16 protein-coding genes and 1 rRNA gene are annotated in these 18,724 nt (G+C 67.5%); 10 read left to right on the forward strand and 7 right to left on the reverse strand.

What is annotated here, in order from left to right; genetic code table 11:
* Positions 1-50: 50 nt before the first annotated feature.
* On the forward strand, positions 51-878 hold the full coding sequence (locus AC3WLZ_RS06605; protein ID WP_492469513.1) for an SDR family NAD(P)-dependent oxidoreductase: 828 nt from the start codon (positions 51-53) through the stop codon (positions 876-878).
* Positions 879-957: 79 nt separating this feature from the next.
* On the opposite strand, the gene AC3WLZ_RS06610 is transcribed toward AC3WLZ_RS06605, so the two are convergent.
* Positions 958-1,269, reverse strand: a complete 312-nt coding sequence (locus AC3WLZ_RS06610) for a hypothetical protein (RefSeq protein WP_492469514.1) — start codon at positions 1,267-1,269, stop codon at positions 958-960.
* 141 nt (positions 1,270-1,410) lie between these two features.
* Between AC3WLZ_RS06610 and AC3WLZ_RS06615 the strand changes: the two genes are divergently transcribed.
* From AC3WLZ_RS06615 to AC3WLZ_RS06635, 5 genes are all read left to right on the forward strand, one after another.
* Positions 1,411-2,082 carry an NUDIX hydrolase gene (locus AC3WLZ_RS06615; RefSeq protein ID WP_492470950.1) on the forward strand — a complete coding sequence of 224 codons (672 nt, stop codon included), beginning with the start codon at positions 1,411-1,413 and terminating at the stop codon, positions 2,080-2,082.
* Positions 2,083-2,145: 63 nt separating this feature from the next.
* Positions 2,146-3,825, forward strand: coding sequence for a glucose-6-phosphate isomerase (gene pgi / locus AC3WLZ_RS06620; RefSeq protein ID WP_492469515.1), 1,680 nt, complete (start codon positions 2,146-2,148; stop codon positions 3,823-3,825).
* Between the two features lie 402 nt (positions 3,826-4,227).
* Positions 4,228-5,139 (forward strand): aggregation-promoting factor C-terminal-like domain-containing protein, encoded by a 912-nt coding sequence (locus AC3WLZ_RS06625; protein ID WP_492469516.1) that lies wholly within the window; start codon positions 4,228-4,230, stop codon positions 5,137-5,139.
* Positions 5,140-5,226: 87 nt separating this feature from the next.
* On the forward strand, positions 5,227-5,805 hold the full coding sequence (locus tag AC3WLZ_RS06630; protein WP_412924303.1) for a PadR family transcriptional regulator: 579 nt from the start codon (positions 5,227-5,229) through the stop codon (positions 5,803-5,805).
* 52 nt (positions 5,806-5,857) lie between these two features.
* Positions 5,858-7,555 carry an ABC1 kinase family protein gene (locus AC3WLZ_RS06635; RefSeq protein WP_492469517.1) on the forward strand — a complete coding sequence of 566 codons (1,698 nt, stop codon included), beginning with the start codon at positions 5,858-5,860 and terminating at the stop codon, positions 7,553-7,555.
* A gap of 3 nt (positions 7,556-7,558) precedes the next feature.
* Here the strand turns inward: AC3WLZ_RS06635 and AC3WLZ_RS06640 are convergent, their stop codons facing one another.
* From AC3WLZ_RS06640 to AC3WLZ_RS06665, 6 genes are all read right to left on the reverse strand, one after another.
* The gene (locus tag AC3WLZ_RS06640; RefSeq protein WP_492469518.1) at positions 7,559-8,134 is read right to left on the reverse strand and encodes a hypothetical protein; all 576 of its coding nucleotides are present in this window, start codon (positions 8,132-8,134) and stop codon (positions 7,559-7,561) included.
* Entirely contained in the window at positions 8,118-8,954 is an 837-nt protein-coding gene (locus tag AC3WLZ_RS06645) for a prolipoprotein diacylglyceryl transferase (protein ID WP_492469519.1), read from the reverse strand. The genes AC3WLZ_RS06640 and AC3WLZ_RS06645 overlap by 17 nt, the downstream gene beginning before the upstream one ends.
* Positions 8,933-9,205 (reverse strand): hypothetical protein, encoded by a 273-nt coding sequence (locus AC3WLZ_RS06650; RefSeq protein WP_492469520.1) that lies wholly within the window; start codon positions 9,203-9,205, stop codon positions 8,933-8,935. The genes AC3WLZ_RS06645 and AC3WLZ_RS06650 overlap by 22 nt, the downstream gene beginning before the upstream one ends.
* 41 nt (positions 9,206-9,246) lie before the next feature.
* A complete protein-coding gene (locus AC3WLZ_RS06655; RefSeq protein ID WP_492469521.1) occupies positions 9,247-10,833 on the reverse strand; it encodes a radical SAM protein in 1,587 nt (528 codons plus the stop codon).
* 164 nt (positions 10,834-10,997) lie between these two features.
* Positions 10,998-11,993 (reverse strand): aggregation-promoting factor C-terminal-like domain-containing protein, encoded by a 996-nt coding sequence (locus tag AC3WLZ_RS06660; RefSeq protein WP_492469522.1) that lies wholly within the window; start codon positions 11,991-11,993, stop codon positions 10,998-11,000.
* Positions 11,994-12,193: 200 nt separating this feature from the next.
* The gene (locus AC3WLZ_RS06665; RefSeq protein WP_492469523.1) at positions 12,194-13,708 is read right to left on the reverse strand and encodes an MFS transporter; all 1,515 of its coding nucleotides are present in this window, start codon (positions 13,706-13,708) and stop codon (positions 12,194-12,196) included.
* A gap of 105 nt (positions 13,709-13,813) precedes the next feature.
* Here AC3WLZ_RS06665 and AC3WLZ_RS06670 point away from each other — a divergent pair, with 105 nt between their 5' ends.
* The 4 genes from AC3WLZ_RS06670 to AC3WLZ_RS06685 all read left to right on the forward strand — a co-directional run bounded on the left by AC3WLZ_RS06670 (position 13,814) and on the right by AC3WLZ_RS06685 (position 18,516).
* Positions 13,814-14,443 (forward strand): TetR/AcrR family transcriptional regulator, encoded by a 630-nt coding sequence (locus tag AC3WLZ_RS06670; RefSeq protein WP_492469524.1) that lies wholly within the window; start codon positions 13,814-13,816, stop codon positions 14,441-14,443.
* Positions 14,444-14,692: 249 nt separating this feature from the next.
* Positions 14,693-16,147, forward strand: a complete 1,455-nt coding sequence (rpsA, locus tag AC3WLZ_RS06675; protein WP_412924312.1) for a 30S ribosomal protein S1 — start codon at positions 14,693-14,695, stop codon at positions 16,145-16,147.
* A gap of 105 nt (positions 16,148-16,252) precedes the next feature.
* Complete coding sequence (locus AC3WLZ_RS06680; protein ID WP_412924313.1) at positions 16,253-16,426, forward strand: hypothetical protein; 174 nt, start codon at positions 16,253-16,255, stop codon at positions 16,424-16,426.
* Positions 16,427-16,994: 568 nt separating this feature from the next.
* Positions 16,995-18,516 (forward strand): 16S ribosomal RNA (locus AC3WLZ_RS06685).
* Positions 18,517-18,724: the final 208 nt, after the last annotated feature.

An 18,724-nucleotide genomic window follows, 5' to 3' on the forward strand; every position in this document is an offset into this window, starting at 1 on the left:
CTCTCATCGGTGACATCGCTAGCGTTGCGGGTCCACACCCAGGAGGATCCATGCCCCGCACCATCGTGATCACCGGAGCCAGCGACGGAATCGGCGCGGCCGCGGCACGCCAGCTGCACGAGATCGGCGAGGAGGTCGTGGTCGTGGGCCGCAATCCCGACAAGACGCGGCGCGTCGCGGACGCGCTCGGGGTCCGGTCGTTCACCGCCGACTTCTCCGACCTGGAGCAGGTGCGCGAACTCGCGGAGTCCCTGCGCGCCGAGTATCCCCGCATCGACGTCCTCGCGAACAACGCGGGCGGCATCTTCGGTGACCGCAAGCTCACAGGCGACGGGTTCGAGGTCACTTTCCAGGTGAACCACCTCGCTCCGTTTCTCCTGACGAACATGCTGCGCGAGACGCTCCTCGAGTCGCGTGCGTCGGTCATCCAGACCTCCAGCGCCGCCGCCCGACTCTTCTCGCGCTTCGACGTCGACGACCTGCAGGGGGAGCGCCGCTACTCCGCGTCGCGCGCGTACGGCAACGCCAAGCTCGCGAACGTCCTCTTCACGAAAGAGCTGAACCGACGCTTCGGCGACGCGGGACTCGCAGCCGTCGCGTACCACCCCGGCGTGATCGCCTCGAGTTTCGGCTCCACCGGCAGCGGATCGTGGCAGTTCCTCTACGGGGGCCCGCTCGCCGAACGCTTCATGACCTCGACCGACGTCGGCGGCGCCCGCCTCACCTGGCTCGCGCTCGGCAAGCCCGGCGTCGACTGGCAGCCCGGCGGCTTCTACGCGAACAACAAGCCCGCCAGGACGCATCGACGGGCCGATGACCCGGCGTTGGCGCGTCTGCTATGGGATCGCAGCGCCGAACTCGTCGGTCTCGCACGCTGAGAAACTGTCCGTTTCCTCCGGGATGACCCAGGATGCCGAATCCTCGGGGTCGTCTGGGTGGACGCTCATCGCGGGTCCGTCACCGCACGCCCGCGCGCGGCGGCTCGACGGTCCACCCGAGACGCTCCAGGGCGGCGTGGAGTCGCCGCGCCTGCGCCAAGGCGACCTCTCTCGAGACGTCGGAGTACACGTCGATGGCGAACGGCGGCGGGTCGGCGAACTTCGGGATCTCCACTTCCGCCCACGCGTGCGGGGCGAGCCAGACGCGCGGATGCGAGGTGCGGGCATCGTCGACCCCGCCGTCGGCCGCGAACGCGATGACATCGAGTGCGTCGATCTTGGTGATGGGCATGTCGACGACGAGGGTCACGGCGTGGAGTCTTTCGGTCATCGGGCACCTCCCGCGATCATCCTCACACGCGGGCTTCCGTCTCGGGCAGGCTGACCGTCTGCGGTCGCCCCGGACTACCCTCGATCCATGCCTTCCCCTCGCGACGACCTCCAGGTTCTCGTCGACGCCGCGGCGGGCGAGATGTTCGCGGATCTGCGCGCGCTCCCGGTCGAGGGCGACGCGCGAGACGCGGCGGTGCTCATCCTTTTCGGAACCCTGGATGCCATTCCGAGCTCCCACACCTCGCGCGCGGTCCCGTCCGACCTCGACGTTCTCCTCCTCTCCCGCGCCGACACCCTGCGCGCGCATCCCGGGCAGGTCGCCTTCCCCGGCGGGCGCGTGGATCCCGGCGATGACGGCCCCGTCGCCGCCGCGCTCCGCGAGGCGCGGGAGGAGACCGGACTCGATCCCGCGGGGGTCGACGTCATCGGGACCCTTCCGCGCGTACCGCTGGCCTATTCGCGCCACGTCGTGACCCCCGTCATCGCGTGGTGGGAGCGGCCGACGCCGGTACGAGCGGTGGATGCCGCCGAATCGGCGGCGGTGTTCCGGGCTCCTGTCGCCGACCTCCTCGACCCGGCGCGCCGTGGGGTCACCACGATGCGCCGGGACGGCCGCGAATGGCGGGGGCCGGCATTCGTCGTCCCGCACGCGGCCGGCGCCCACGTGGTGTGGGGCTTCACGGCGATGCTGCTGAGCGGCATGTTCGACCGCCTCGGATGGACGGAACCGTGGGATGGGACGCGCGAGATCGCGCTGCCTCCAGTCGGCGCGACCCCGGGGACGGCTCCTCCCCGGGCGACCATTCCCTAGCGTTTTCCCTTCCGTTCGTCATCCCGCGCTCCCGGGTGCCCGCGGGTCGCTAGCGTGGTGTTCGTGACTGCGCCCGTTGATCCCACCACCACCTCCGCCTGGACTCGCCTTACGGCCTTGCGCGAGAGCTTCGACCCCGATCTGCGCGGATGGTTCGCCGCCGATCCCGGCCGCGTCGATAGCCTCACGCGCACCGTGGGTGATCTGCACGTCGACCTCTCCAAGAACCTCGTCACGTCCGAGATCCTCGAAGCGCTCGTCGCGCTCGCCGACGAGACGGGCGTGCGCGAACGATTCGCCGAGATGCTGAGCGGCGTCCACCTCAACACCTCCGAGGATCGTGCGGTCCTGCACACCGCACTACGGCGCCCGGCGGGTGCCACGCCTCCGCTCCACGTCGACGGGCAGGACGTCGACCACGACGTCCAGGCCGTGCTTTCCGCGATGGCGGAGTTCGCCGAGCGTGTGCGCAGCGGCGAGTGGCAGGGTGTGACCGGCAAGAAGGTCACGCACGTCGTCAACATCGGCATCGGGGGGTCCGACCTCGGCCCGGTGATGGTCTACGAGGCTCTCAAGCCGCTGGCGGATGCCGGCATCCAGGCCCGTTTCGTGAGCAACATCGACCCGACCGACATCGCCGAGAAGACGGCCGACCTCGACCCGGAGACGACGCTGTTCATCGTCGCGTCGAAGACCTTCACGACGCTCGAGACGCTCACCAACGCGCGCCTCGCGCGCGATTGGCTCTGGGCGGGTCTCGCGGGTACGGGCGCGATCGACGACTCCGACGCGGCTCGTGTCGACGCTGTCGCGCACCACTTCGTCGCGGTGTCCACCGCGCTCGACAAGGTGGAGGCGTTCGGCATCGACCCGGCGAACGCGTTCGGCTTCTGGGACTGGGTCGGCGGTCGGTACTCTGTCGACTCCGCGATCGGGCTCTCCCTCATGATCGCCTTCGGGCCGGCGGCGTTCCGCGACCTGCTGAGCGGCTTCCACACCGTCGACGTGCACGTCGCGACGACGCCCGTCGAGCAGAACGTCCCGGTCCTCATGGGCCTCCTCAACGTCTGGTACACCAACTTCCTCGGTGCCCAGTCGCACGCGGTTCTGCCGTACGCGCAGCAGCTCAGCCGCTTCGCCGCCTACCTGCAACAGCTCACGATGGAGTCCAACGGCAAGTCCGTCCGCTGGGACGGCTCGCCGGTCACGACCGACACGGGCGAGATCTTCTGGGGCGAGCCGGGCACGAACGGCCAGCACGCCTTCTACCAGCTAATCCACCAGGGCACGCGGCTCATCCCCGCCGACTTCATCGCCTTCGTGAACCCGGCCTATCCCCTCGCCGATGACGGCCGTGACGTGCACGGACTGTTTCTGGCGAACTTCCTCGCCCAGACCAAGGCGCTGGCGTTCGGGAAGACGGCCGAGGAGGTCGAGGGGGAGGGAACCACCGGCGCACTCGTGGCCGCCCGCACCTTCCCCGGCAACCGGCCGACCACGTCGATCTTCGCCCCGGCTCTGACGCCCGCCGTGCTCGGCCAGCTCATCGCGGTGTACGAGCACATCACCTTCACCCAGGGCACGGTATGGGGCATCAACTCCTTCGATCAGTGGGGCGTTGAGTTGGGCAAGCAGCTCGCGCTGCAGATCGCGCCCGCGATCGAGGGCGACAACGACGCTCTCGCGGCCCAGGATGCCTCGACGGCAGCGCTTCTGAACTACTACCGGGCGCACCGATCCTGACGGTTTCGGCGCCTTGAGTCGGGACCAGGTCCCGTAAACGCTGCGAACGGGTCGATTCGCGAGATTTTTCTCGCCGGATCGACCCGTTCGACGTTCGTCCCCGCGAGGGGTCCGTCCGAGACGGATGTCGCCGAAGGGGCGTTGGCTGCTGGCGGTAGATAAACCCCTGGTCAGGCACCTATGCGACGGAGGGTGCGTTTCGCGCGCCGCGGTCGTTATCGCCAGCCGTGCCGCCCCGCGACGACCGCCCCATCGTGGCCGCCGCACTCACGACCCTTTCAGGTAACGGAGAGATAACGCTCAGAAGCGCCACCCACACTCGGGGACTCGTGTCGACCCGACGGCACGGTTCCCGCGTTCGTACCCGACGAAACGCGCTGATGACGAAAGATTCCCTCCGTTTTGCTGCGTTCCGACCTCAAGCTCGCCCATGTCCGCCGCGCCCGCCGCACCCTTGCCACCGCCGCCACGTGCGCCGGTGTCGCCCTGGGCATCGTCGTCACGACGGGAGTAGCCGCGGCGTCTCCGATCTCACTGCCGGATGCTGCGGCATCCACCTTCGCCGCGCCCGCGTTCCGCTCGGTGCAGGCGGTCACCACGTCCCCGACTCTCGAGGCGGTCGTCGGCGACGCCGATGCCGCGCTCACGCGCGCGCAGACGACCCTCTCCGACTCCGCAACCGTGGAGTCCGACATCGCCACGGCGGGCCTCCCGCTCTCGGTGGGCGACACATCGGTCGACACGTCCGCGTTGCAGACGGCTGTCGACCGGCTGTCGTCCTCCGACCTGCTGCCGGTCGTGCTCGTCCCCGCGCTCAGTCAGAACGCGGCCAGCGAGGCCGAGCGCGTTTCCGAGCGGGTCGCCGTGCTCCGCGGCAGTCTGAACGACGCCGTGGCCGCCAAGGCCGCAGCCGACGCGGCGGCCGAAGCGAAGAGGCAAGCAGAGGCGGCTGCGGCTGCCGAGGCGCAGCGCCAGAAAGAGGCCGCCGAGGCGCTGGCGCGCGTCAACACGCCGGCGGGTGCCAAGGAGTTCGCGGCCACCCTCGCGGCGGAGAAGTACGGGTGGGGTTCCGATCAGTTCTCGTGCCTGGAGTCGCTGTGGACCAAGGAGTCCGGCTGGGACTACCAGGCCTATAACCCCAGTGGCGCGACCGGGATCCCGCAGTCGCTCCCGGGGAGCAAGATGGCGACGTTCGGCGACGACTGGCAGACCAACGCCGCAACCCAGATCGCCTGGGGGCTCGATTACATCTCCCGCGGCTACGGCACGCCGTGCAGCGCGTGGGGCCACTCGCAGGCGACCAACTGGTACTGAGCGGAAACTCTCAGCCTGAATCCTCATCAGCGATATATCGTTGTATATCGCTGGACCCGTTCGGGGTCCGCATTTCGGGAGGTCATCATGAGTGGTTCGTTCCTAGGAGATGCATTCGGCGCCCGCGGAGGTGCCGCCGGCCAGGGCTGGCCGATGTCGAACATCATGGACGCGGTCGAGCAGCTGCGCGCGCAGTTCGAGCAGAAGACGTCCGGCGCGACGCGCATGAACAAAGGCGACGTGCGTTCCGCCGTGCTTTCGCTCCTGCTCGAGCAGCCGATGCACGGCTACCAGATCATCCGCGAGATCGAGGAGCGTAGCGGCGGCTCGTGGAAGCCGAGCCCCGGTTCGGTCTACCCGACCCTGCAGCTGCTCACCGACGAGGGCCTCGTTCAGGCCGAGGAGTCGGGCGGTCGCAAGACCTACTCACTCACCGAGGAAGGACGCGCTGCCGCAGGCGAGGAGACCACCGAGCGCTCCGCGCCCTGGGAGTCGGCCACCACGCGCGACAGCGGACGTATGACCGCTCTCCCCAAGGCCGGTGTCGAGCTCGCGCAGGCGGCGGCTCAAGTGGCGCGTACGGGCAACAAGGAGCAGGTCGCGGCGGCTGTCGAGGTCCTCGACGACGCCCGCCGTAAGCTCTACTCCATCCTCGCCCAGAGCTGAGGGTGCCCGAGCCCGACGGCAATCGCCGGGTCATCGGCATCCCGGAGATCCGATGACTGACGACGCCCTCCTGCGCGCCCGCTATCGGCGCATCACGCGGTTCGCCGCGCGCTACCTGGTCCAAGCCTGGTGGTACGAGCTGTTCCTGCCGCGGTTCGGCCTTGAGCGCATCTCCGCTCGCGGCCGGACCCGGCGACTTCAGCTCATCGCTCGACGCTTTCACGCTCTGGCCATCGATCTCGGCGGTCTGATGATCAAGGTGGGGCAGTTCATGTCGTCGCGCCTCGACGTCCTGCCGCCGGTCATCACGAAAGAGCTCGAGGGCCTTCAGGACGAGGTCCCCTCGGTCCCGTTCGCGCAGATGCGGGCGCGCGCGGAAGAAGAGCTCGGGATGCCACTGGAGCGCGCGTTCGCGTCGGTCGACGAGCGCCCGCTCGCGGCCGCGTCGCTCGGGCAAGCGCACCGTGCGGTCTTGACCGACGATCTCGCCGCCGACACGGGTCTGCGCGACGTGGTTCTCAAGATCCAGCGCCCCGGAATCGACAGGATCGTCGACGTCGACCTGCGCGCCCTGCGCAAGGTCGGTGTCTGGTTGAGCCGGGTCGCCCTCGTTCGCGACCGTGTCGATATGCCGGCGCTCGTCGAGGAGTTCGCCGCGACGAGCCTCGAAGAGATCGACTACCTCCATGAGGCCGCGAACTCTGAGCGCTTCGCCGAGGACTTCGGCGGCGAAGGCGGAGTCGCCGTGCCTGAGGTCGTGTGGGAGCGCACCACGCGGCGCGTGCTCACCTTGCAAGACGTCACGGCCATCAAGATCAACGACGTCGACGCCCTCCGCGCGGCGGGGATCGATCCGTCCGAGGTCGCCGCACGTTTCGCCGCGGTCATGTTCGACCAGCTGTTCGACGACGGGTTCTTCCACGCCGATCCGCACCCGGGCAACGTGTTCGTGACTCCGATGCCCGCGGCGATGGATGCCGACTCCCCGGAGTGGCGGTTTACCTTCATCGACTTCGGAATGATGGGCGAGGTTCCGCCGAACCTGCGGCGCGGGCTCCGACGTGTGCTGATCGCGGCCGCCTCCCGTGACGGCAAGGGGCTCGTCGATGGCATCCGCGACATCGGGGTGCTGCTGCCTTCGGCCGACACCGTGCAGCTCGAGCGCGCGATGACGCAATTGTTCTCGCGCTTCGGCGGGATGGGATTCGCCGAACTGCAGGAGGTGGACCCCCGGGAGTTCCGAGCCTTCGCGGTCGAGTTCGGCGACGTGGTCCGGGCGCTGCCGTTCCAGCTGCCCGAGAACTTCCTCCTGATCGTGCGGGCGATGTCGCTCACCAGCGGCATGTGCAGTGCGCTGGACCCCGCCTTCAACATCTGGGACGCCGTCGAACCCTATGCGCAGCGCCTCATCCGCGAGGAGGGCGGCAACACTGTCCAGGCGCTGGCGCGCGAAGCCGCCTCGGTGGCGGGTGTGGCGGCTCGCCTTCCGCGGCGTCTCGACGCGCTCATCTCGCGCGTGGAGGAGGGCGGTGTCTCGGCGCAGGTGCCTCGCGTCGAGCGCCGACTGCGTGACCTCGAGCGCATGGTCCGTCGCGTCGTGTCTGCCGTGCTGTTCACGGGGTTGCTGATCGGCGGCGTCCTGCTGCAGGCGGAGCAGGCGGCCTTCGGCACCGTGCTGATGGTGCTCTCGGTCGGGCCTCTCGCTCACGCACTTCTCGCCGGGGTGGTCGCTCGCCGCAGCGGGCGCTGACGGTCAGCCCCCGCCCACCAGGGCGACGCACGGTCCGAGAAGCACGAGCCACGACGCCGCACTGACGATCAACACGCCCGTCGACACTCTGCGGGTGGCGTCGAAGAACATCCCCACGATGGCCGCGATCGCGATGAGGTAGAACGGCCAAAGAGCACCCCAGATGCCCATCGCACTCAGCAGTGACCCGAGCATCACCGGGAAGCCGATGACGTGTGCCAGGCACCCGAGGCCGACGCCGGCGCCGACTCCCGGACCGCGAGAACCCGGCGGTGGCGGTGCGGAGATACCCGCCCCCGGCGCAGACGCGGTCGCTTCCGGCGGTGCCGTGTCCCGGGGCGGCGCGGGGATGCGGATCTCGGTCTCGTCCGGTGGAACGAATCCGGCCGGATCCGCGGGCTCGACCGGGTGCGCGGTCCCGGCCGCAGCCTCGGTCCCGCCCGCAGCTGCGGTCCCGGCCGCCGCCTCGGCCCCGCTCCCCGCCCCGTGCCCCTCCGGTGCTCCAGGTCCGTCGGGTTGCGCCCCGCCGTCCGGCGGCACCTCGGCGTCGTCGTCAGGAGCGTCAGGTGGCTGAGGCATCCACGTGCCTTTCTGTGCGAGGGGAGCCGGAGGTGAAGTCGCCGCGCCGCGCCATCCAAGCGAGGCGTGCGAGGAGCAGGGGGATCGACACGGCCAGGAAGAGCTGCGGGCGCGTGAGTCCCGCCCACGCCACGTCGTTGCCGCGGACGAACTCGACACCGAACCGGAACACCGCGTACGCGGCGATGAAGAGCGTGAGCGTCTCGCCCGCGGCGATCGGTCGGTGCCGCAGCCAGAACCACAGCAGGCAGAACGCCGCCACGTGGAAGGCGATCTCGTAGACGAAGCTCGGATGCAGCGCGACGCCCGCGGGCGCGCCGACCCGTGCGGCCGCGGCGGGGTCGAGGACGATGCCCCAATCTCCCCCTGTCGGCGTCCCGGGCTTCTCGGTCAGGAAGCATCCGATCCGGCCGATCGCGAGCGCGAGGGCAACGGCGGGAGCGAAGAGATCGCCGCTGCGGTGCGGGTAGCGCACGATGCGCTTCGCGACGTGGACACCGGCCCACGCGCCTACCAACGCCGACAGCATCGATGCGTTTCCACGCGCGAGCTGGTCGAGCAGACTCAGGTTCTGGCTCGGATCGAGATGCTGTGCCCACGTGCCCAGGCGCGAGAACACCGCGGCACCGACCAGGGCACCGAGCACCAGGTACACGACCCGGGGATCGTCGGCCTTACGCCGACGCTTCTCGATCAGGAAGACGATTCCCGCGCCGGCGAGCGCGATCGTGACCAGCGTGGAATGGGTGTCCCACGGCGGCAGCCACGGGGCGAGATCGGTGAGCGTGGGGAACACGGTCAGCTCCAGACCCGGATCCACATCAGCACCCACAGCGGGATGCAGATCACCGCGAGAACCTCGACGACCCAGAGGTACGCCAGCACCACGCGGGTGTCGCCGAGCTTGCAGCGTGAGCGGAGGAGACCCCCGCGGCGGGCGGCGCGATAGCCGCCGATGGCCACGCCCGCGAAGAAGGCGACCGCGAGGGGGCCGAACAGCGCGGCGAGCACCGCGATCGTCGTGAACACGCACAGCCGCAGCGGATCGAAGTCGCCCGGCGGATCCGCCACCGACGGGTCCCGTTGATTGAGGTGTGCGAACTCCCGGGCGCTCATCGCACCGCCACCGGCAGGGATCGCCGACCCGTCGCCGTCGAGAGGCGCGTGCGCGACAGCGGGGCCCACGCCTGTACGGCACAGAAGGGCGCGCACTGGTGGGCATCGGTCGTCGCATTGACCGTCCCCACGTGCACACAGCACTGGGTCAACCGCTCTTCGATCATCGTGTTCATGTCCATGAACGGTTTGACGGTGACGCGCAGCACCCGCTCGCCCAGCATGGCGCGCAGGCGCGCGTGCTGGCCGGGGAGCTTGGAGGCGGCCAGCGTCGCGAGCGTTCCGATGCCCAGGTCGCAGTTTCGACAGATATCGCCCCAGATGGATGCCATCGACGGGTGCGACAGCGAGGACTGCTCGCTGAGCAGGTCGAGGAGCGATGTCTTCACCACTTCTCGGATCGCCTTGTTCACGTTCGAATCGGCGATGCGGTTCGCAACGAGGTCGGGGGAGAGGTCGAGGAACTCCTTCAGCCGATCGTGGCCGATGAGTCCCACGAGCGACTTCCACTCGCCGGAGTCGTCCTTAAGGAAGTACCCCACGGAGCAGCAGTGCGGATGACTGCAGGGCAGAGCGGTCAGATCGCGCCAGGTGATGTCGTCGTCGGTCTGCGGTCCGAGGCGGGCGAGGACGCCCGTGTGGGTCAACCGTTCGTTCGGATCGATGCCCGACCCTCGCCCGGACCCGAAGACCGGCTGGATGGTGACGCCGCCCACGTACGGGGTGTTCTGCGCGCGCCGGATGACGGCTCCGATCTCGTCGTCGTTGACGCCGAGCGTCGCGGTCATCGTGAGAGTCGTGAAGACCCCCGCAGCCGAGAGCCGCTCCAGGGCGCGCTCCTTGAATCGGCGGATGTCCGCACCGCGGTGGTAGCTCGACGACTCCGCTGATTCGCCGTCGTACTGCAGGTAGATCTCGACCCGTTGCCGGTGCTTCTTCAACACGTCGACGAACGCGTCATCCTGAGCAATACGCAGCCCGTTCGAGTTGATCAGGATGCGAACCACCGGCCGGGCGACCAGGTGCTCGAGCAGCTGCTCCAACCACGGATAGAGCGTCGGCTCGCCGCCGGAGAGCATGAGGACGTCGATCCGGTCGCGCTCTCTCTCGAGTCGGGCGTCTACCGACGCGAGCACCTCCGCCAACGGGGCGACGGCCGACGCAGCAGGACCGGACTCGGCGAAGCATGTCGGACAGCGAAGGTTGCAATGGTCCGCGAGGTCTTCGAGCAGGATGCACGTGTGCTGCGTCTGCATCGCCGGAAGGCCGTTCTCGTACGCCGCCGGCACGGGCGCGAAGTTGCCGATAGCGTCCGGCGTGTGCACCTTGGTCGGTGCCGTCCACTGCTCGAGATAGGTCAGGATCTCCGCCGACTCGTCGTACAGCGTCCGCACGAGCCCGTGAGTGGCGCACCCGCGTTCCAGCCAGACGGTTCCGTCGCGGTCGGCGAGCCACCCCGACAAGCGCTGCACCTGGTCCAGCGGACGCTCCGGATCCTCTTCGTGACACAGCGGGCAGAAGGCGTTCACGTATCGGTGGATGCGGTAATCGCGAAGGGGCATACCGGTTCCGGGGGGAGTCATCCGGCCACCCTAGCCATGCCGTCGCGGCACCCACCAGGCCTTTTCCACGGCCCACTCGTTGGGGAGGAGCGGTCCTGGGCGCCGCCCGCCGCGGCTCGCCGCCGCGAAAGACGGAAGCGCCGCACCGGATCTCTCCGGTGCGGCGCTTCAGGGTTCGTCGCGGATCAGTACCATCCGGACGACTGCGAGTGACCCCAAGCGCCGCACGGGCTGCCGTAGCGACCCGAGATGTACCCGAGACCCCACGAGATCTGCGTCGCGGCGTTCGACTGCCAGTCGGCGCCGGCGGACCCCATCTTGCTGCCGGGCAGAGCCTGCGGGATGCCGTAGGCGCCGCTACCGGCGTTGTACGCGTGGACGTTCCACCCCGATTCGCGGTTCCACAGCGAAACGAGGCAGGAGAACTGGTCGTCGCCCCAGCCGTAGCCGGCCAGCATGCCGCGGGCGGTCGCCTGCGCGCCGCCCGGGCTGTTGTCGCCGGAGCCTCCACCGGTCGAGGGAGCCGCGATCGGCGCCGAGGCAGACGAGGATGACGACGAACCACTGGACGACGACGAGGTCGCCCGTGCCGCGGCGGCCTCTTCCTCGGCCTTCGCCTTGGCGGCGGCTTCGGCCTCCTCGCGCGCCTTCTCCGCGGCTTCCTCGGCCTGCTTCTTCGCCACAGCGGCGTCGAGGCTGCCACGCAGCTGCGCGACGCGCTGGTCGACGGCGGAGGCGGCCGTGGTCACCTGGTCGGTGAACTCGGGCAGGAACGTCGCGGGAAGCGACTCGGCCTCGGTCAGTCGCTGGGTCGCGGCGCTGAGCGCGGCCGTGTCGATCGTGGCGGGCTGGCCGATGTCGAGCCCGGATGCCGCGATGTCGTTCTGTACGCCGGTGGCGGCCTGCGCGGTGGTGCCGGCGGCGGCGACGGCCGCGCGAGCGGCGATGGCTTCGGGGGCGGCATTCGCCGTGGGCGTGCTGTAGGACGCGAGGCGGAACGATGCCGACGCGAGATCGGTCGACGAGGCGGCGGATGCCAGCGGCGCGGTGCCCGTAAGGGCGGCGGTCGCGATCACTCCGACGGCGAGGACGCCGGCGGTCAGAGCGGGTCTGCGACGTGCTCGGCGGGAGGCCAGGCGACGGTCGCGGCGGTTGGATGAGGGCGTTGCATCAGAGCGCATAAAACCGGTTTCGTGTCACGGGGACGGCGCGGGTTTCGCACGTCCGACCCGCGAAGAGCGGGCACGAAACGGGGAGCCTGGCACGGCAGTCTGGACGGAACCTGGGTGGACTGCGCTTTCCGGGGGTCGGAAAATGGCTGATCTGCGGCTCTTACGGCAGGGGGGTCGGGGCGGTTCTCCCGCGCCCCGACCCCGCTCTCTCAGCCGACGACGACGGGTTCTGCGGGCACGCCGTCGGATTCCGAAGCGGCCAGCGTCGCGCGGGAACGACGACGGAACAGGACCGCGGCGAGCACCGCCCCACCCGCGAAGAAGGCCGCGCCCCAGGTGAACGCGGTCGTGTACCCGGCGACGGCGGCGGGGCCGAGGGCAGCGGGTCCGTCCGCCAGGTGGTCGGTCAGGTAGGTCGTCGTCGCGGTGGCGGCGATCGTGTTGAGCAGGGCTGTGCCGATGGATCCGCCGACCTGCTGGCTCGTGTTGACCATGGCGGATGCCACGCCGGCGAAGTGGCGGTCCACGCCCAGCGTCGCCGTCTGCATGGAGGCGGGCATGATCGAGCCCATCGCGAGGCCGAGGAGCACCAAGCCGGGCAGGACGTCGCTCACGTAGACGCTGTCCACGGTCAAACGCGTGAGAAGGAGCATGCCGATCGCGCCGAGGAGCATGCCGATGGGAACCATGACCTTTGCGCCGAGGCGGGGGAAGAGGAGATTCGTCGACAGCTGCGCGGCGACGACGAGCATCGCCACCATCGGGAGGAATGCCAGCCCGGTCTGAATGGGACTGAACTTCAGTGTCGCCTGCAGGAAGTAGGTGACGAACAGGAAGATGCCGAACATGCTCGCGCCCGCGATGAGGATCGACAGGTACGCGGCCGACCGGTTGCGATCGACCAGGATGACGAGGGGGAGGAGCGGGTGGGACGCCCGGCGCTGCCACAGCACGAACCCGGTCAGAAGGACCGCGGCCGCCGCGAGCGGTACCCAGCTCAGCGGCGAGTCCCATCCCTCGGTCTCCGCGTTGGCGAATCCGTAGACGACGCCGAACAGACCGGCCGACACCAGGACGGTGCCGGGGAGGTCGAGGCGCGGCCGCGGGCCGTCGCTCTCGACGCGGCCGACGAAGACGAGGGTGCCGATGATCGCGACGATCGCGAACGCCACGTTGATGTAGAGGTTCCAGCGCCAGTCGAGGGCCTCGGTGAGGAAGCCGCCGAGAAGCAGCCCGACGGCGCCACCGGCGCCGGCGATCGCGCCGAAGACGCCGAACGCACGGGCACGCTCCTTCGGGATGGTGAAGGTCGTCGTCAGAACGGCGAGTGCGGTCGGCGCGAGCAGCGCGCCGAAGACGCCCTGCAAGGCGCGGGCCGCGACGAGCACGCCGAAGTCGGGCGCGGCCCCGCCGAGCGCGGAGGCTGCGGCGAATCCGATGAGGCCGACGATGAAGGTGCGCTTGCGCCCGAAGAGGTCGGAGAGCCGGCCGCCGAGGAGCAGGAGCGAGCCGAAGGCGAGGGAGTAGGCCGTGACGACCCACTGGCGGTCGCCGTCGGAGAAGCCGAGGTCGGCCTGGGCGGACGGAAGGGCGATGTTCACGACGGTCGCATCGAGGACGACCATCAGCTGGGCGATGCCGACGATGGCGAGTGTCAGCCAACGTCGGCGGGACGGAGTCGCGGAAGCCGACCCAGCGGTCGGCGCGGCGGAGGTGGAGGTCATGCGCACAACATATACGGAACGTCAGAGTTTCGGAAATGAAATGTTCCTGAAACACTGTGTCTCGTAATGACGTAGGCTCAAGGCATCCGAACGGAAGGACGCTCGATGACGACGGCCCCGGAACAGACCGCCACCGAGGCTCCCCGGCTCGGTCGCAAACGCGACCTCAGCCGAGACCCGGAGATCCTCGAAGCGGCGCTCGATGTGCTCGCCGAGACGGGTTTCGAGCGAATGACGATCGATGAGGTCGCGACCCGGGCGCGCGCCGGCAAGGCGACGCTCTACCGACGCTGGCCATCGAAGTCCGAGCTCGTGATCGACGCGGTCGCGTGCATGAAGCGGGGCGCCTACGACCTCTCCGCCCTGCCCGACACCGGCACGCTGCGCGGAGACCTCGTCGCGATGATCAAGGAGCCTTCGATCGCCGACGCCCAGCGCAAGATGCAGGTGATGGCGGGCATCGTCTCGATGCTGTCGCGGTCGCCCGAACTCGCCGATGTCGCCGAACAGGCGCTGGTGGCCCCGCGCCGCGAGGCCAATCGTCTCCTGATCCAGCGCGCGATCGCGCGGGGAGAGGTGTCGGATGCCGTCGACGCCGACCTCGTCGCCTCTGTCGGCTCCGCCATGGTCGCCCAGCGCATGCTCATCGAGCGCAAGCCGGTCACGCGGGCGTTCCTGCTCTCGATCATCGACTCCATCGTCTTGCCCGCGCTCGGTCTGCGCGCAGGGGACTGAGTGTCGGAGGCGGGCAGCTCGGCCCGACTTCTCGGGGCTGGATTCTGATAGCCTTGAGCGTCACTTGTGTGGCTCGTTCCGCACGCCTGGGCCCTGGGCCCTGTGGCATCGCACGAAAACACTCCGCTTCGCTTCGGCTCGTCGCATCCGCTCGCCTCCGGGCGGCGAACGCGTCGGCCGACGCGATCCACCCGGGTCGCGTCGTAAGAGTCGAAGCCCGACACCAATCCAACTAGGACAACCCACTACATGACTACCGCAACGACCGCCCCGGCCATCAAGCAGGTCGCGATCAACGACATCGGCTCTGCTGAAGACTTCCTGGCCGCGGTCGAGAAGACCCTGAAGTTCTTCAACGACGGCGACCTCATCGAGGGCACCGTGGTGAAGATCGACCGCGACGAGGTGCTCCTCGACGTCGGTTACAAGACCGAGGGTGTCATCCCCTCGCGCGAGCTTTCGATCAAGCACGACGTCGACCCCAATGAGGTCGTCAACGTCGGCGATCACGTCGAGGCCCTCGTTCTCCAGAAGGAGGACAAGGAAGGCCGTCTCATCCTGTCCAAGAAGCGCGCCCAGTACGAGCGTGCATGGGGCGACGTCGAGAAGATCAAGGAGAACGACGGTGTCGTCACCGGCTCCGTGATCGAGGTCGTCAAGGGTGGCCTCATCGTCGATATCGGCCTCCGCGGCTTCCTGCCGGCGTCGCTCATCGAGCTGCGCCGCGTCCGTGACCTGACGCCGTACCTCGGTCAGGAGATCGAGGCGAAGATCCTCGAGCTCGACAAGAACCGCAACAACGTCGTGCTCTCGCGCCGTGCCCTGCTCGAGCAGACGCAGTCCGAGTCGCGCACCACGTTCCTCAACAACCTCCACAAGGGCCAGGTCCGCAAGGGCACGGTCTCGTCGATCGTCAACTTCGGTGCGTTCGTCGACCTGGGTGGCGTCGACGGTCTCGTGCACGTCTCCGAGCTCTCCTGGAAGCACATCGAGCACGCCTCCGAGGTCGTCGAGGTGGGCCAGGAGGTCACCGTCGAGATCCTCGAGGTCGACCTCGACCGCGAGCGTGTCTCCCTGTCGCTCAAGGCGACGCAGGAAGACCCGTGGCAGGTGTTCGCCCGTACCCACGCGATCGGCCAGATCGCTCCGGGCAAGGTCACCAAGCTCGTTCCCTTCGGTGCGTTCGTTCGCGTTGCCGACGGCATCGAGGGCCTCGTGCACATCTCGGAGCTCTCGGGCAAGCACGTCGAGCTCGCCGAGCAGGTCGTATCGGTCGGCGAAGAGGTCTTCGTCAAGATCATCGACATCGACCTCGAGCGTCGTCGCATCTCGCTGTCGCTGAAGCAGGCCAACGAGTCGGTCGACCCCAACGGCACCGAGTTCGACCCGGCCCTGTATGGCATGGTCACCGAGTACGACGAGCGTGGCGAGTACAAGTACCCCGAGGGCTTCGACCCCGAGTCCGGTGCATGGCTCGAGGGCTTCGACACTCAGCGCGAGCAGTGGGAGCAGGAGTACGCCGCTGCCCAGGGTCGCTGGGAGGCTCACAAGGCCGCTGTCGCCAAGGCCCTCGAGGCCGAGGCGGCCAACCCGACGGACGCTGGTTCCTTCGGTGGTTCGTTCTCGTCGGAGTCGCCCGTCCAGGGCACCCTCGCCGACGACGAGTCCCTCGCGGCTCTGCGGGAGAAGCTCAGCGGTCGCTGATCCTCTCGCCCTCACTGAAGGCCGGTACCTCCTCGGAGGTATCGGCCTTCGGTCGTTCCGACGCAAGCCCCGGCTTCGGCTGAGACGGTTCGCGACAATGGACCCATGGCTTCTCGACTTCCTTTGCTCCTCGCCCTCGCCGGCTCCGCCGTGCTCTTCCTCGCGATCGCGTTCGTGTACGTCCTGGTGATCGGTGCGATCTTCTTCGGCGGCATCGAGTTCACCGGGGGATCGGTGGATGCCGCCGCCTCGGTGCCGTCGATCCCCTCACTGATCTGACCCTCCCTGACCGCAGACCGCCCGCTGCGGGCCAAACGTGCCGATTCCGCGTTTTTCCGCGGTTTCGGGGGTGCGACACGCCCGGGGCGTGGTGTGGATTGGACGAGTGGGCGGGATCCGCGTAACTTATTACTTGTTCGCCCCACAGGGGAGAGCGGAGCGGCCGAAAGGCCCCGCGTCCTCTCAAGCGGCGAACAAGACCCAAGACCTGCTCCGCATGGTGTAGAGTTTTGGTTCTGGTCTTCGACCGGCTTCCACGACGCTGATCCCTTGATGGGTCCCACTGTGTGAGGCAGGGCGGAGGTCGAATAAGGTAGTGAGTTGCCTCATGGTTACGGTCTTTTGGGCTGGTTCTGTGGGTGCGTCCGTTCCTTGAGAACTCAACAGCGTGCACTTGTCAAATGCCAATTTATTCCTCGTTGGTCCGTTTCGGCGGATTGCGAGTAATTCCTTTGGATCAAAGTCCAACCCTTTGGGGTTGGCATCTGGATAGTCAGTTTTGACTTCCTGTTTGGTCAGATTGAACTCGTCTGTCCCGACCTTATTCCGGTTGGGTGGGCATTTTTCTTTTACGGAGAGTTTGATCCTGGCTCAGGATGAACGCTGGCGGCGTGCTTAACACATGCAAGTCGAACGGTGAAGCCAAGCTTGCTTGGTGGATCAGTGGCGAACGGGTGAGTAACACGTGAGCAACCTGCCCTGGACTCTGGGATAAGCGCTGGAAACGGTGTCTAATACTGGATATGAGCTCTCATCGCATGGTGGGGGTTGGAAAGATTTTTCGGTCTGGGATGGGCTCGCGGCCTATCAGCTTGTTGGTGAGGTAATGGCTCACCAAGGCGTCGACGGGTAGCCGGCCTGAGAGGGTGACCGGCCACACTGGGACTGAGACACGGCCCAGACTCCTACGGGAGGCAGCAGTGGGGAATATTGCACAATGGGCGGAAGCCTGATGCAGCAACGCCGCGTGAGGGATGACGGCCTTCGGGTTGTAAACCTCTTTTAGCAGGGAAGAAGCGAGAGTGACGGTACCTGCAGAAAAAGCGCCGGCTAACTACGTGCCAGCAGCCGCGGTAATACGTAGGGCGCAAGCGTTATCCGGAATTATTGGGCGTAAAGAGCTCGTAGGCGGTTTGTCGCGTCTGCTGTGAAATCCCGAGGCTCAACCTCGGGCCTGCAGTGGGTACGGGCAGACTAGAGTGCGGTAGGGGAGATTGGAATTCCTGGTGTAGCGGTGGAATGCGCAGATATCAGGAGGAACACCGATGGCGAAGGCAGATCTCTGGGCCGTAACTGACGCTGAGGAGCGAAAGGGTGGGGAGCAAACAGGCTTAGATACCCTGGTAGTCCACCCCGTAAACGTTGGGAACTAGTTGTGGGGACCATTCCACGGTTTCCGTGACGCAGCTAACGCATTAAGTTCCCCGCCTGGGGAGTACGGCCGCAAGGCTAAAACTCAAAGGAATTGACGGGGACCCGCACAAGCGGCGGAGCATGCGGATTAATTCGATGCAACGCGAAGAACCTTACCAAGGCTTGACATACACCAGAACACCGTAGAAATACGGGACTCTTTGGACACTGGTGAACAGGTGGTGCATGGTTGTCGTCAGCTCGTGTCGTGAGATGTTGGGTTAAGTCCCGCAACGAGCGCAACCCTCGTTCTATGTTGCCAGCACGTAATGGTGGGAACTCATGGGATACTGCCGGGGTCAACTCGGAGGAAGGTGGGGATGACGTCAAATCATCATGCCCCTTATGTCTTGGGCTTCACGCATGCTACAATGGCCGGTACAAAGGGCTGCAATACCGTGAGGTGGAGCGAATCCCAAAAAGCCGGTCCCAGTTCGGATTGAGGTCTGCAACTCGACCTCATGAAGTCGGAGTCGCTAGTAATCGCAGATCAGCAACGCTGCGGTGAATACGTTCCCGGGTCTTGTACACACCGCCCGTCAAGTCATGAAAGTCGGTAACACCTGAAGCCGGTGGCCCAACCCTTGTGGAGGGAGCCGTCGAAGGTGGGATCGGTAATTAGGACTAAGTCGTAACAAGGTAGCCGTACCGGAAGGTGCGGCTGGATCACCTCCTTTCTAAGGAGCATCTGGCATCGTCGGGTTTTTCCTGGTGGTGTCCAGGCGCCGGATCAGACCGAATGTGTCTGCCGGTTAGCTCATGGGTGGAACATTTGATGGGGTGCTCATGCCGATGGTTCGGGTCTAGTACGCAGCTTGCTGTGGGAACGGTTCGGGTTGTGGGGGTGGGTACATGCACGCTGTTGGGTCCTGAGGGGCCGGGCGC

The sequence above is a fragment of the Microbacterium sp. FW305-3-2-15-F-LB2 genome (assembly GCF_058787255.1).